The sequence below is a fragment of the Kribbella endophytica genome, from assembly GCF_054781295.1.
Map to the genome: position 1 here is coordinate 40,526 of NZ_BAAGUR010000006.1, position 14,171 is coordinate 54,696.

A 14,171-nucleotide genomic window follows, 5' to 3' on the forward strand; every position below is an offset into this window, starting at 1 on the left:
TGACGGAGTGGTCCGTTCTTGACTCGTCTTCTCCGGCGACCTAAGGTCGGTTCTGTAAACGATTACAAGAACGATTACAGGAGCGCCGCGTGAGTCGTCCGACGATCGCCGCCGTGGCCCGGGCCGCGGGGGTTTCGGTGGCCTCGGTGTCGCGCGTGCTGAACGGTCTGCCGGCCACCGAGGAGATGGCCGAGCGGGTTCAGCGCGCGGTCGCCGAGCTGGCCTACGTGCCGGACTCGCGGGCGCGGTCGCTGAAGGTCGGGCGGACCTTCCAGCTGACGCTGGCGGTCGCCGACGTCGGTAACCCGGTCTACGTGACGATGATGCGCGCCGTCGAGGAGGTCGTCTCCGCCGCCGGCTACCGGCTCGTCGTGACCACCACCGGCCCGGACGTCGTCGACGAGGTCGCCCTGGTCCGCGGCATGGCCCGCGGGTACGCCGACGGCCTGGTGATCAGCCCGCTGCGCGTCGACGACGACCTGATCAAGTCCATCCAGGAGTGCGACGTCCCGGTGGTCGTCGCCGGTAACGTCCCCGCCCGGGCCGGCGTCGACACCGTCCGCGCGAACTCCCCGAAGGGCATCCTGCTCGCCGTAGAGCACCTCCTCACCACCAAGCGCCACAAGGTTGCCTTTGTCAACGGCCCGGTCGACACCGTTCCCGGTACGGCCCGAGCCAAAGGCTTCACCGATGCGATGAAAGCCAACAACCTCAAGCCGGTAGCCCAGGTAGAGGCCGACGACTTCACGTTCGCGGCCGGCCGCGAAGCCGGCCGCCGCCTGCTCGACGAGCTCGGCGCCGGCCAGCCCAGCGCCGAAGGCGCGAGGGCCCGGGGCGAGCACACCTCAACCACAGCGTCCAGCGCCGAAGGCGCGAGGGCCCGGGGCGAGCAGGCTTCCTCCCCCTCCTCTTTCCCCGCCGCCGCAGGCGGCGGGGTCGACGCGGTGATCGCGGCGAACGACTTGCTCGCGGTGGGCGTCATGCATGAGCTGGCAGCTCGCGGCCTGCGAGTTCCCGACGATGTCGCGGTGATCGGGATGGATGACAGCGAGTTGGCCGAGCAGACCTTCCCGCCGTTGACGAGTGTGAATCTGGGGTCGGCCGAGCGGGGACGCCGCGCGGCCGAGTTGCTGCTGGCAAGGATCGAGGACGACACCCGGACCCCGCGCCGGATCGTGGTGCAGCCGTCCCTGAGTGTGCGGAGATCTTCATGACCACCCAAGCTGTTCTCGCGCCGGAGAGCGCGGCCGGCAAACCACCGGGCCGCAACACCGGCCGCCCGAAGCAGAACCGGGAAGCGATCTTCCTGTTCCTGCCCGCGCTGATCCCGGTGCTGCTGCTCAGCGTGTACCCCCTGGTGAGGGGTATCGCGCTCGGCTTCACCGATTCCCGGGCCGGCCTGAACGTCGACACGAACTTCATCGGCTTCGGCAACTTCGGCAAGCTGCTGCACAACGACCTGTTCTGGGACTCCTTCCGGATCGGTCTGATCTGGACCGTCTCGGTCACCGTCCTGCAGTTCGTCGCGGCCCTAGGCCTGGCCCTGCTGCTCAACACGAACATCAAGTTCCGCGGCGTCGCGCGCACCCTCGCGCTGATCCCGTGGGCGATGCCGCCGGTGGTCGTCGCGATCATGTGGCGCCTGCTGCTGCACCCGACCAACGGCCCGGTCAACGACATCCTGCAGACCACGCACCTGACCGACCACCCGATCAACTTCCTCGGCGACTTCAGTACGGCGTTGCCCGCGGTGATCGTGGTCGGCATCTGGGTCGGCATGCCGATGACGACGGTCACGCTGCTGGCCGGCCTGCAAGGCATCGACCGCACCCTGTACGAGGCGGCCGCGGTCGACGGCGCCGGCGCGTGGCGCCAGTTCTGGTACATCACGCTGCCGCAGCTGAAGACGGTGATCGTCGCGATCACCAGCCTGGACATGATCTGGAACTTCAACTCGTTCGGCCTGGTCTATGTCCTGACAGCAGGCGGTCCGGGCGGCAAGACGATGCTGCCGATGCTGTTCGCCTACAACGAGGCGTTCCGGTACGGCAACTTCGGGATGGCCGCCGCGATGGGTGACGTGATGGTCGTGATCATCATCGTGTTCCTGGCCTTCTACCTGCGCAACCGGTTGAGGAGCGAGGCATGAAGACGCGTCGCACCACCCGCGCTGCCCAGTACGTCGCCGTACTGGCTTACCTGATCTTCCTCGGCTTCCCGCTGGTCTGGCTGATCTCCGCGTCGCTGAAGTCGCCGCGCGAGTTCGCCAGCATCAACCCGACCTTCCTCCCGCAGGCGCCGACGTTCTCGAACTTCACCGGCGCGCTCGAGGAGCAGGGCCTGGTCCGCTCGATGCTGAACAGCCTGCAGATCTCGGTCGCCACCACGATCCTGGTGCTGATCGTCTCGCTCCCGGTCGCGTACGCGCTGGCCCGGTTGCGCAGCCGGCTGCGGCCGATCACCAACGGCTGGATCCTGGTCAGTCAGGTGTTCCCGGTGATCCTGATCGTGATCCCGCTGTTCGTGATCCTGCGCCAGCTGCACCTGACCAACACGCTTCCCGGCGTGGTGATCGTCTACATGGTCTGGTCGATGCCGTTCGCCCTGTGGATGCTGCAGGGGTACGTCGCCGCCGTCCCGCGCGAGCTGGAGGAAGCAGCGTCCGTGGACGGCGCGAGCCGGTTGCGCACGATCGTCTCGATCGTGATGCCGCTGCTGCGGCCGGGGCTGATCGCCACCGCGATGTTCACCTTCATCTCGGCGTGGAACGAGTTCTTCTTCGCCCTGGTCCTGCTGCAGGACCCCCAACTCAAGACGCTGCCGCTGGTGCTGGCCCGCTTCGTCGGGGCCGAGGGCCAGGTCCAGTTCGGCCCGCTGGCCGCCGCGTCCGTCCTGGCCACCGTGCCAAGTCTCGTGTTCTTCGCTTTCCTGCAGCGCCGGCTCACGTCCGGCCTGCTGTCCGGCGCTGTCAAAGGTTAAAAGGAGTACTTCGCATGAAAAAGCTACTTGTAGGTGTTGTGGCGGCGGGCGCGCTGGTGGCGCTCGCGGCCTGCGGCAGCGGGAACGACAGCTCGGGCGACCCCGCGCCGGGCGAGAAGGTCACGCTGAAGTTCCAGAGCCTCGCCTTCCAGAAGACCACGGTCGCGGCGTCGAAGAAGATCGTCGCCGACTGGAACGCCGCGCACCCCGACATCCAGGTCGAGTACGTGCAGGGCAGCTGGGACTCCGTCCACGACCAGCTCGTGACCCAGTTCCAGGGCTCGACCGCGCCGGACATCATCCACGACGAGTCCGCCGACATCACCGGCTTCGCGAACCAGGGCTACCTGGCCGACCTCACGCCGTACCTGAGCCAGGAGACGAAGGACGCCGTCCCGGCCGGCGTTTGGGACACGGTCAAGTCCGGTGACGGCAAGATCATCGCCGCGCCGACGCTGCTGCAGTCGTACGTCGTGTTCGGCAACTCCGCGCTGCTCAAGCAGGCCGGCGTTTCCGCGACCGGCGACTCGCTCAGCTGGGACCAGCTGCAGGCGGACGCGAAGAAGCTCACCACCGGCGGCAAGTTCGGTCTCGGCTGGGGCCTGAAGAGCCCGACCGCGACCGTGCTGAACCTGGGCATGAACTTCGACGCCGCGTTCTTCGAGGGCACCGGCCGTGACGCCAAGGCCAAGATCGGCGACGCCGAGCTCGAGGTGCCGAAGCGGATCCACGCGATGGCCTACACCGACAAGTCGATCGACCCGACCTCGCTGACCCAGAGCGGTTCGGACGTGCTGCCGGGCTTCTTCGGCGGCAAGTACGCGATGGTTGTCGCGGGCAACTACACCGCGCAGCAGATGGTCGAGCAGGCGCCGAAGGGCTTCCAGTGGGAGGTGCTGCCGCCGCTGAAGGGCACGTCGGAGAAGCAGGCCGCGAACCCGCAGACCCTGTCGGTCCCGGCCGAGGGCAAGCACGTCAAGCAGTCGGCGGAGTTCATCGACTTCTTCATGAAGGCCGAGAACCTGGCCGCGGTCGGTCAGGGCGACTGGCTGATCCCGACCACGCAGCCGGCCCGGGACGCGATCCAGAAGGCGACCGGCGGCAAGAACGGCTGGCAGCAGACGCTGGCCAGCGGCACCGAGATGACCAAGGCGCCGTTCCAGAGCGTGGAGAACTACCCGAAGTGGAAGGACCAGATCGCCACTCCCGCGCTGCAGGAGTTCCTGGCGAACAAGATCGACCTCGCGACGCTCGGCCAGAAGCTGAACGACGGGTGGGGTCAGGTCAACAGCTGATGCCTGACGAACAGAAGTCACTGCTGGAGGACAAGTCGGTCGGAGCCCTGCTGGGCTCCGCCGCGGGGGACGCGATCGGCGGTGCCGTCGAGGGCTGGACCCCGGAGGCGATCCGGGAACGGCACGGCGGCTGGGTGACCGGCATCGTCGGTCCCTGGTACGACGACTGGCGCAACGCGCGCCCGATCGCGCCGTACCACAAGGGCGACGGGCACATCACCGACGACACCTTGATGACGCACGCACTGGTCGAGGTGTACGACGAGACGCGGGCCCACCTGGACGCGTACGCCATCGCCGAGAAGCTGGTGCCGAAGATGCTCACCGGCAAGCGCTGGGTGCCGGAGCTCGAGGCGGACGCGCTGCTGCTGCAGCGGGTCTTCCTGGCCGAGAAGTGGCTCGTCGCCCGGTTGCACTACGGGCACATCGATCCGCGCGAGGCCGGCGTCGGCAACATCGTGAACTGCGGTGCGGCGATGTACGCCGCTCCGGTCGGCATCGCCAACGCCGGGGACCCGGCCGGCGCGTACGCCGAGGCGATCGACCTGGCCGGCGCGCACCAGTCGAGCTACGGGCGGGAGGCGGCCGGGGTGTTCGCGGCCGCCGTCGCCGCGGCAATGGTGCCTGAGGCAACAGCTTCGTCGGCGGTCGAGGCGGCGCTGGACCTGGCCAAGGACGGGACCCGGCTCGCGGTGGCCGCGGTCGCCGAGGTGGCCGAGGGACTGGACGACTGGGAGCAGGCGATTCCCCTGCTGCGGAAGGCGATCGAGCCGTTCGACACGGTCGGCCCGGACTACCGCGACCAGTCGCTCGACGCACGCCGTCCGAGCCGGACCAAGGCCATCGAGGAACTGCCGGTCGCGCTAGGGTTCGTCCTCGTGTCCGGTGGAGACGTACGGCAGGCGGTGCTCGGCGGGACGAACTACGGCCGCGACGCCGACTCGATCGCGTCGATGGCCGGCGCGGTCACCGGCGCGCTGAGCGGGCAGGCCGGCGTACCGGAGGACTGGACGTCGCGGATCGCGGAGGCCAGCAAGACCGATCTGATCGCGCCGGGACGGGTGATGGCGTCGGTCGCACGTGACCTGCGGACTGCCGACGCCGAGCGGTGGGCGCGGCGTACCGCGGCCCTGGATGCGCTGGCCTGAGCGATGTCAGCTGTCGAACGCCTCGATCTCGATGAGCCGGGAGTACCCGTGGTCGTTGGAGTCGAGGACCACCACCTGGACGGCGTCGGCCGCGACCGCGGCGAAGGTGACATCGAGGTGTCCCTGCGTGTTGCCCCGGAAGCTGCCGACGGTGGTCCAGGTGTCCCCGGCGCGGACCCGGACGTCGACGTCGCGGACCCCCATCACGGCCGCCGGGTAGCGGGCCGAGTCGAGGGTCTGCAGCGTGATCCGGCCGACCGTGGTCGGCGCGGTGAAGTCGACGCCGTACGTGTCGGGGAAGACGCCCTTCGTCGCGTCGTGCCAGCCGCTGGCCCCCCACTGCTCGGAGTCGGCGTTGCCGTCGACGCCGCCGCAGAGCTTCATGTTGCCGTGGGTGCTGGAGGCAACGGCCTGCTCGCCGAGCAGGAGGTTGTCGCCGGGGCCCTTCGGGGGAACGGGTTTGACGACGACCGGGGCCTCGAGCGTCTCGCGGCCGACGGAGAGGTCGACCGTGAAGGTGCCCGGCGCGGTGCCGCGGGGGACGGTGACGTCGAGCGGCGCCGTGACGAGCTGGTCGACGGGCAGGTAGCTGGAGAACTGGTGACGGGACAGGACGAGCGGGCTCGCGGCGCTGACGCGCATGTCGGCGATGGTCGGTTTGCGGCCGGTGTTGGTCATGCCGAGGGTGAGTCGGCCGGACGGGAAGCAGGGGAGTGGGACGACCTCGACGGGCTGTGGGGTCGCGCTGAGCTCGACGGTGTCTTTGCCGTGGGCAACGGCCGGTACGACGGCGAGCAGCGGGACGACGGCGAGCAGGGCGGCGGCGCGTTTCATGGCGGGGTCCCCTCAGACCTGGTGGATTCCGGGGCGGCCGTTCTCGACGACCAGGGTGGCGCGGGTGCTCGGCGTACCGCCGGGCGTCGTGACCTTGTCGACGACGCGGTACTCCGAGGTCCAGCGCTGCGCGTCGAGGCGGCAGCTGAGGTAGCCGCGCTGGACGTTCTGGTACTTGACGTGCGGGTTCTCGGCGAGCAGCGCGCGACCGGTCGCGTCGACGTCGACGCCGTCCTTGCCGGACGAGATGGACGTGGTGACGAACTCGCTGCCGACGACCGGGCTTGCCGGATCGGCGAAGTCGGTCTTGAGGTCGGCGGCGACGCTGCGGTGCAGGTCGCCGGTCAGTACGACGAAGTTGTCGACGCCGCGATCGCGGACCCCGGTGAGAACGCGCTCCCTGGAGGCGGCGTACCCGTTCCAGGTGTCCATCGGGAGCTCGAGGTCCGGGCCGGTCTTGCGGTCGAGCTGGGCCATCGCGACCTGCTGGGCCACGACGTTCCAGCGGCTCGGGGAGCGGCGCAGGGTGTCGAGCAGCCAGCGTTCCTGGTCGGCGCCGGTGATCGTGCGGGCCGGGTCCTGGGAGACGGCGTCCGGCGGGAGCCAGCTGCCGTCGCCGGGCTGGTTGTCGCGGAACTGGCGGGTGTCGAGCACGCTCAGATCGGCCGTGCGGCCGAAGCGCAAGTGACGGTGCAGGCGGATCGACGGGCCTTCGGGGGACTGGTCGAGGCGCAGCGGCATGTGCTCCCAGTACGCGCGGAAGCCGTTCGCCCGTCGTACGAGGAACTCGGGACCGGGCAGGCCGTCCTCGGAGATGTCGCCGGACCAGTTGCCCTCGACCTCGTGGTCGTCGAGCGTGACGACCCAGGCCGACGCGGCGTGGGCGGCCTGGAGATCGGGATCGGTCTTGTGCAGGGCGTACCGGGCGCGGTACTCGTCGAGCGTGAAGATCTCGCCGGCGAAGTCGACCGGGACGGGCTGGTTGCGGATGCCCGCGGTCGGGCCGACGCCGACCTCGTAGATGTAGTCGCCGAGGAACAGCACGACGTCGTGGTCGCGGTTCGCGACGTCCTGGTACGCCGTGTAGAAGCCGTCGTAGAAGGCCTGGCAGGACGCGACCGCCAGCGTCATCGGCGGTTGCTCGTGCGGCGCGGGCGCTGTGCGCGTGCGGCCGGTCGGGCTGAGCTGACCGTTGGCGCGGAAGCGGTAGAAGTAGTGGCGCCAGGAGCGCAGGCCGCGCACGTCGACGTGGATCGTGTGTGCGTACTCGGGCCTGGCGGTGGCCGTGCCGCGGCGGACGACGCGGCGGAAGTGCTCGTCCTCGGCGACCTCCCAGTCGACCTTGATCGGGCGGTCGTCGAGACCGCCGAAGGGTTCGAGCGGGCCGGGCGCGAGGCGGGTCCAGATCACCACGGCGTCCGGCAACGGGTCGCCCGAGGCGACGCCGAGCGTGAACAGCGGACGGTTGGTCGCTGTGGTTGTGCTGGGAGAGGTGAGCCCCGGCAGCGCGCCGGTGAGCGCGAGCGCCGCGGCCGCACCGGTGGCGCTGAGGAACGTACGGCGAGTGGCGGTGGCGGCCTTGAGACCACGGGCGGCGGAGAGCATGGCACGGAGTATCGGGCCGTGATGACAACACGAACCAGGCAGCTGTTTCACCTGGTGCAACAGGAGGATGAACGATGAGACTGACCTGGGTGCAGCCGGAAGACCTGCTGCCGCACCAGCTGGTCCAGTCCGCAGCCGAAGGCGCCGACGTACGGGACATCACTGCTCGCTGGGTCGCCGCGGGTGGGTCAGTCGAGGCGCCGGTTTCCGGAGCCTCGGCGCAGCCGGCCGTAGCTGAGCTGCGAACGCTTGCTCGGCAACTACTTGAAGAGTTGGACGAGTTGACTCCGGCGTGGAGTGCGCCGGAGATCCCCACTCTGGCTCAGCTTGGTGATGGTTCGTTCCGTGGGGTGGAACGAAGGGTTCTGGAGGGTTGGGTGGGCCGGGCGGCGGGCAATCTGCTCGGGAAGCCGGTGGAGAAGATTCCTCGGGTGGGGATTCGGGAGATCTTGGGGAGTTCGGGGCAGTGGCCTTTGACGCGGTACGTGACGGCGGTGGGGGTGCCTGACGAGGTGCAGGCACGGTGGCCGTGGAACCGGCGGTCCAAGCCGACGAGTTTGCGCGAGAACATCTCCGGCATGCCGGAGGACGACGACCTCAACTTCGCGATCCTCGCGTTGCAGCTGGTCGAGAAGCACGGTGACGAGCTGACCACCGAGGACGTGGCGCAAGCCTGGTTGAGTGATCTGCCGGCCGGTCGCGTGTTCACCGCCGAGCGGGTCGCCTACCGCAACCTGCTCGACGGCGTCGACCCCGAACGCGCGGCCCTCGTGCGCAACCCGTTCCGCTGGTGGATCGGCGCGCAGATCCGTACCGACGTCTACGGCTGGGTGCACCCCGGCGACCGTACGGCGGCCGCCCGCCTCGCGTTGACCGACGCCCGCCTGAGCCACACCGGCGCCGGCGTCGACGGCGCGATCTGGGTCGCCGCGATGTCCGCCGCCGCGCTCGTCCTCGACGACCCGCGTGAGGTCGCGCTGGCCGGCCTCGAAGCCGTTGCCGCCGACAGCGAGATCACCCGCGCGGTCCACCTCGGCCTGTCCCTGGCCGACAAGGAGCTCGACGACGCGCTCGACGTACTGCACGCCGAGTACGGCCACCTGCACTGGGTCCACGCGATCAACAACAGCGCGCTCACGGCGTACGCGCTGACCGCCCCGGACTTCGCGACCGGTGTCGGCCGCGCGGTGATGGGTGGCTGGGACACCGACTCCGTCGGCGCGACGGTCGGGGCCGTGCTTGGCGCCGTACGGGGTGTTCCGTCAGAGTGGTCGGAACCGCTCGACAACCGGCTGACCACCAGTCTGCCCGGGATGAACCAGGTCTCGTTCGACGAACTCGCTGCGAGGACCCTGGCTGTGGCGAAGGAGGACCGGCGTGGCTGACGTCGTGGTCGTGGGCAGCGCGAACGTGGACCTGGTGCTCCCGGTCCAGCGGATCCCGCGTCCCGGCGAGACCGTGCTCGCGTCGGGCCTGACCCGTGGTCCGGGCGGCAAGGGCGCGAACCAGGCGGTCGCTTCGGCCCGAGCTGGTGCCTCGACGCAGTTCGTCGCGGCGCTCGGCGCGGACGACGGGGGAGCGCTGCTGCGCGAGGCCCTGGACGGCGTCGACCTGTCGCTGGTGCAGACCGTCGACGCGCCGACCGGTACGGCGATCATCACCGTCGACGCGGACGGCGAGAACGCGATCACCGTGGCGCCCTCGGCGAATGCCCGCCTGCAGCTGACGCCTGAGGCCCGGGTGGCCGTGGCCGAGGCGAAAGTAGTGCTTTCCCAACTGGAGATTCCGTTCGGTACGGTGCAGGCGGCGGCCGAGGCGAGCAGGTACTTCATCCTGAACGCCGCACCGGCCGCCGAGCTGTCCGACGAGTTGCTGGGGCATGTCGACCTGCTGGTCGTGAACGAGACGGAGGCCGAAGCGGTGGCTGGAACGAAGCTGTCCGCGCTGCTGGACCGGGTGCCGGCGGCGGTGGTGACGCTGGGCGCCGAGGGCGCGGTGATCCTGACCCGCGGGGCGGACGAGGTCCGTGTTCCGGCGGTGAAGGTCGAGGTGGTCGACACGACCGCCGCCGGCGACACCTTCTGCGGAGTACTTGCCGCGACACTGGCTGCGACGTCAACTACAGCGAGCGACCTGACGAATGCGGTCCGACGCGCTACCGTTGCAGCTTCATTGAGTGTCCAGACCGCGGGGGCGATCCCCTCGGTGCCTCACGGGGAAATTATCGACGCACGCGCTGCGGAGGTCTACCTGTGAACCCGCTGGAGCCGAGGCCCATCGATCTGCCTGCGAAGGTCGATCTCGGCCTCCGGGCCGACCTGAGTTTCCTCGACGACGCCAAGATCCTCGGCGCGCCCGAGGACCCGGCCGACCTGCCTCGCTGGCGGGGCAAGCTCGCCGAGTGGTTGATGGGCGCCTACGGGCGCACGTCGTACGACGGCGGCTCGCACTACGAAGAACCCGGTCGCGAGTGGACCCAGACGGCGTACTCGGTGGCGCTGGTCTGGCTGTGGGACGACCAGCTGTACGACGTGGCGACGGGCAAGTTCACGCCCGAGGCTTTCGTGCGGCACGGCGTCGAGGACTTCGGCGGGTACGACGCGGTGGTGCTCTGGCACGCGTACCCGGTGATCGGGATCGACTCGCGCAACCAGTTCGACTTCTACCGCGACGTTCCGGGCCTGAAGCAACTGGTCGACGACCTGCACGGGCTCGGGCTGAAGGTGTTCTTCGACTACAACCCGTGGGACGTCGGCACGCGCCGCGCCGACGGGCCGGACGCCGAGGAGTTCGCTTCTTTGGTCGCCGATTTCGGTGCCGACGGCGCCTTCCTGGACACGTTGAAGGAAGGCGACCCGGCGTTCACCCGGGCGCTGAACAAGGTGAACCCGGCGATCGCCTTCGAGGGCGAGTCCCGGTTGCCGCTGGCAAGGATCTCGGACCACGCGCTGTCCTGGGCGCAGTGGTTCGCCGACACCCGGGCGCCCGGCGTACTGCGGGCGCACCTGTTCGAGCGCCGGCACATGATGCACCACACCCGGCGCTGGAACCGCGACCACAGCGACGAACTGCAGTCGGCCTGGGTCAACGGCGTCGGCATCCTGGTGTGGGAGAGCGTGTTCGGCGCGTGGGTCGGGTGGAACGCCCGCGACCGCGCGACGCTGCGTCGGATGGTCGCGGCGCAGAGAGCGTTCTCTCCGGTGCTCATCAACGGGGACTGGATTCCGCTGACGCCGGAGATCCCGGACAAGGCGCGCGAGCACGGCGTCTTCGGGTCGCGCTTCGAGTTGGCCGACGTCACGTTCTGGACGCTGATCAACCGCGACGACGAGGACTTCGATGGCATCGTGCTGAAGTCGGAGGACCAGGTCGGCGACTGGTACGACGTGACGTCCGGCGTACCGGTCACTGCTGACGACGACGGGGTTCGCCTCGTCGTACCGGGGCGTGGAGTGGCCGGGATCGTTCGGGTCGGTGCGACGGCCGGTGCGACCTGCCGGGCGACTGCTCGGCGGCTCGGGACGATGTCGCGGCCGCACGTGAAGGACTCGGCGTTCCCGGTGGCTCCGGGTCGGCTGGTGCCGCCTCCGATGCCTGTTGGTGAGGCGTCGTTCGGGCCGGTTGTCGTGGTGCCTGCTGGTGATCGTTCTCTGGTCGTGCGGCACCGGCGGCGGGAGACCGGGCTGTACGACACCGCGCCGTACGTGGAGGAGTGGAAGCCGTTGCCTCCTCGCCTGCACGATCAGCAGACGTTGCAGCGTGAGGTGTCGCTGGCGGAGGTTTCTGTCGCCGTACGCGAGGTGACGAACGGTGAGTACTTCGGGTTCTTGAATGCCAGTGGCTATCAGCCGTTGGTCGGGAACCGTTTCCTCGCGCACTGGGTCGACGGCGCTCCGGCTGCTGGCACTGAGGATCAGCCGGTCACCTACGTCGATCTCGCGGACGCCCGTGCCTACGCGGAGTGGGCGGGCGGTCGGCTGCCGACCGAGGACGAGTGGCAGGTCGCCGCTTCTTTGGACGGGTTCACTCGGGGCGAGCCTTTGGTGTGGAACTGGACGGAATCCGAGCACCGCGACGGGCGCAGCCGCTTCAGCATCTTGAAGGGCGGTTCTTGGTACGCCGCCGAGGGCTCCGACTGGTACTCCGACGGCGGCCCGCAGGAGCCGGAGGTCAGCTTCAAGCTGGTCCTCACCGGCGGCGGTCTGGACCGCTCGGAAACCATCGGCTTCCGGTGCGCGCGGTGAACGAGGCCGCGCCTTCAAGTAGTGCTGGGAACGCGGTGACCGGACGCCAAGCGCCGCTCGCCGGTGTCAAGGTCGTCGAGGCAGCCACCCTCTTCGCCGGACCCCTGGCTGCGACCTTCTTGGGCGACTTCGGCGCCGACGTCACCAAGATCGAGCACCCCGCGCGCCCGGACGCGGCGCGCGGGCACGGTGCTTCGAAAGACGGCATCGGGCTCTGGTTCAAGACACTGGGTCGGAACAAGCGACTCGCCACCCTCGACCTGTCCCGCGGCCGCGAGGTCTTCCTCGACCTGATCCGCGACCAGGACGTCCTGGTCGAGAACTTCCGCCCCGGCACGCTCGAGCGCTGGGGCCTCGGCCCCGACGTACTACTCGAGGCCAACCCCCGCCTCGTCATCGCCCGCGTGACCGCGTTCGGCCAGGTGGGGCCGTGGTCGAGCCGCCCCGGCTTCGGCTCGCTCGCCGAGGCGATGAGCGGCTTCGCCGCCGTGACCGGTGAACCCGACGGCCCACCGACGCTCCCACCCTTCGGCCTGGCCGACGGCATCACCGCGCTTGCGACGGCGTACGCCGTACTGGTCGCCCTCCGCGAGCGTGATCAGTCCGGCCAGGGCCAGGTGATCGACATGGCGATCATCGAACCGATCCTGATGATGCTCGGCGGCGGCATCACGGCGTACCAGCAGACCGGGTATGTCCAGCCGCGCCTCGGCAACCGCTCGTCGAACAATGCCCCGCGCAACGTGTACCAGACCGCGGACGGCCGGTGGGTTGCCGTCTCGACCAGCTCGCAGAGCATCGCCGAACGCGTCGTCACCCTCGTCGGCCGCGCCGACCTGGTCGCCGAGCCATGGTTCGGCACCGGCCGCGAACGTGCGCAGCACGCCGACGAGCTCGACGACGCGGTGGGCTCCTGGATCTTGGAGCGCTCCCTGGATGAGGTCATGCTCGCCTTCGAGAAGGCCGAAGCTGCCGTCGGCCCGGTGCACGACATCCGCGGCATCATCGAGGACCCGCAGTACGCCGCGCTGAACACGATCACCACGGTGGAGGACGAGGAACTGGGCGGCCCGGTCGCCATGCAGAACGTCCTCTTCCGCCTCTCGGAGACCCCCGGCGAGATCCGCTGGGCCGGCCGCCCGCACGGCGCCGACACCGACGCGGTCCTCGCCGAGATCGGCGTGACACCTGAGCAGCTGGCCGCCCTCCGCGAATCGGGCGTGGTGTAGCCGATGCTCACTGCACTCTACGTACCGGCCAACCGGCCGGATCGTTTTGCCAAAGCTGTTGCTGCAGGCCCCGACCTGGTGGTGTTCGACCTCGAGGACGCCGTACCGGTGGACGACAAGGCCGACGCCCGAGGGTGGGCCGTCGCCTGGATCGCCGCCCGAGCCTCATCAGCCTTCGAGGTCCGCGTGAACGCGCCCGGCACCCCTTGGATCGAGGACGACCTCGCCGCTCTGGCAGCAGTCCCGGAAGTCCGCGTCCGCCTGCCCAAGGTGGAGAGCGCGGCCGACGTGCACGCCGTACTGAATCAGGTGCCCTCGGCAAAGATCACCGCACTCATCGAGTCCCCCCTCGGCCTGGAACGCGCCTTCGAGATCGCCTCAGCCGACCCCCGCGTCACCGCCGTCGCCCTAGGCGAGGCCGACCTAGCCAGCTCCCTAGGCGTAGACGGCTCACCCGGCCTGTCCTGGGCCCGAGGCCGCCTGGTCTCCGCCTCCCGAGCCGCGAGCCTCGGCGCGCCGATGATGTCGGTCTACCCCCACGTCAACGACGAAGAAGGCCTACGCCGTACGAGCCTAGAAGGCCGATCCCTGGGCTTTGTCGGCCGCACAGCGATCCACCCCCGCCAACTGGCTCCGATCGTCGAGTCCTTCACCCCCACCGCCACCCAGCTGGCCGACGCCGCCGACCTCCTGGCCGCGGTGGAAAAGGCCGGCGTAGCCGAAGGTGGAGTCATAGTCCTCCCCGACGGCCGCATGGTCGACCCCGCCATGCTCGGCCGAGCCCGAGAACTCACCACCCTCATGCAACAAATCGAGTCCCGCCAAAGCTGACCTCGG

The 14,171-nt window shown here is 69.5% G+C and carries 12 protein-coding genes; 10 read left to right on the plus strand and 2 right to left on the minus strand.

Features of this window, described 5'->3' with window-relative positions; genetic code table 11:
• Positions 1-89 precede the first annotated feature (89 nt).
• The 5 genes from ACYVIO_RS38175 to ACYVIO_RS38195 are packed head-to-tail and all read left to right on the plus strand — an operon-like array spanning position 90 to position 5,422.
• Complete coding sequence (locus ACYVIO_RS38175; RefSeq protein ID WP_460655880.1) at positions 90-1,214, plus strand: LacI family DNA-binding transcriptional regulator; 1,125 nt, start codon at positions 90-92, stop codon at positions 1,212-1,214.
• Entirely contained in the window at positions 1,211-2,149 is a 939-nt protein-coding gene (locus tag ACYVIO_RS38180; protein WP_460655881.1) for a carbohydrate ABC transporter permease, read from the plus strand. Before ACYVIO_RS38175 ends, ACYVIO_RS38180 begins: the two co-directional genes overlap by 4 nt.
• A complete protein-coding gene (locus ACYVIO_RS38185; protein ID WP_460655882.1) occupies positions 2,146-2,979 on the plus strand; it encodes a carbohydrate ABC transporter permease in 834 nt (277 codons plus the stop codon). Before ACYVIO_RS38180 ends, ACYVIO_RS38185 begins: the two co-directional genes overlap by 4 nt.
• A 14-nt stretch (positions 2,980-2,993) precedes the next feature.
• Complete coding sequence (locus ACYVIO_RS38190; protein WP_460655883.1) at positions 2,994-4,274, plus strand: ABC transporter substrate-binding protein; 1,281 nt, start codon at positions 2,994-2,996, stop codon at positions 4,272-4,274.
• Complete coding sequence (locus tag ACYVIO_RS38195; RefSeq protein WP_460655884.1) at positions 4,274-5,422, plus strand: ADP-ribosylglycohydrolase family protein; 1,149 nt, start codon at positions 4,274-4,276, stop codon at positions 5,420-5,422. Before ACYVIO_RS38190 ends, ACYVIO_RS38195 begins: the two co-directional genes overlap by 1 nt.
• Before the next feature lie 6 nt (positions 5,423-5,428).
• On the opposite strand, the gene ACYVIO_RS38200 is transcribed toward ACYVIO_RS38195, so the two are convergent.
• Entirely contained in the window at positions 5,429-6,256 is an 828-nt protein-coding gene (locus tag ACYVIO_RS38200; RefSeq protein ID WP_460655885.1) for a galactose-binding domain-containing protein, read from the minus strand.
• A 12-nt stretch (positions 6,257-6,268) separates the two neighbouring features.
• Positions 6,269-7,861 carry an alkaline phosphatase D family protein gene (locus tag ACYVIO_RS38205; protein ID WP_460655886.1) on the minus strand — a complete coding sequence of 531 codons (1,593 nt, stop codon included), beginning with the start codon at positions 7,859-7,861 and terminating at the stop codon, positions 6,269-6,271.
• A gap of 74 nt (positions 7,862-7,935) precedes the next feature.
• On the opposite strand from ACYVIO_RS38205, the gene ACYVIO_RS38210 reads away from it, so the two are divergent.
• The 5 genes from ACYVIO_RS38210 to ACYVIO_RS38230 are packed head-to-tail and all read left to right on the plus strand — an operon-like array spanning position 7,936 to position 14,165.
• A complete protein-coding gene (locus ACYVIO_RS38210; protein WP_460655887.1) occupies positions 7,936-9,246 on the plus strand; it encodes an ADP-ribosylglycohydrolase family protein in 1,311 nt (436 codons plus the stop codon).
• Positions 9,239-10,117, plus strand: a complete 879-nt coding sequence (locus ACYVIO_RS38215) for a ribokinase (protein WP_460655888.1) — start codon at positions 9,239-9,241, stop codon at positions 10,115-10,117. Before ACYVIO_RS38210 ends, ACYVIO_RS38215 begins: the two co-directional genes overlap by 8 nt.
• A complete protein-coding gene (locus ACYVIO_RS38220; RefSeq protein ID WP_460655889.1) occupies positions 10,114-12,105 on the plus strand; it encodes a formylglycine-generating enzyme family protein in 1,992 nt (663 codons plus the stop codon). Before ACYVIO_RS38215 ends, ACYVIO_RS38220 begins: the two co-directional genes overlap by 4 nt.
• Positions 12,102-13,334, plus strand: a complete 1,233-nt coding sequence (locus ACYVIO_RS38225; RefSeq protein WP_460655890.1) for a CaiB/BaiF CoA transferase family protein — start codon at positions 12,102-12,104, stop codon at positions 13,332-13,334. The genes ACYVIO_RS38220 and ACYVIO_RS38225 overlap by 4 nt, the downstream gene beginning before the upstream one ends.
• A gap of 3 nt (positions 13,335-13,337) precedes the next feature.
• Positions 13,338-14,165: an HpcH/HpaI aldolase/citrate lyase family protein gene (locus ACYVIO_RS38230; RefSeq protein WP_460655891.1), complete on the plus strand. Its 828-nt coding sequence runs from the start codon at positions 13,338-13,340 to the stop codon at positions 14,163-14,165.
• Positions 14,166-14,171 lie beyond the last annotated feature (6 nt).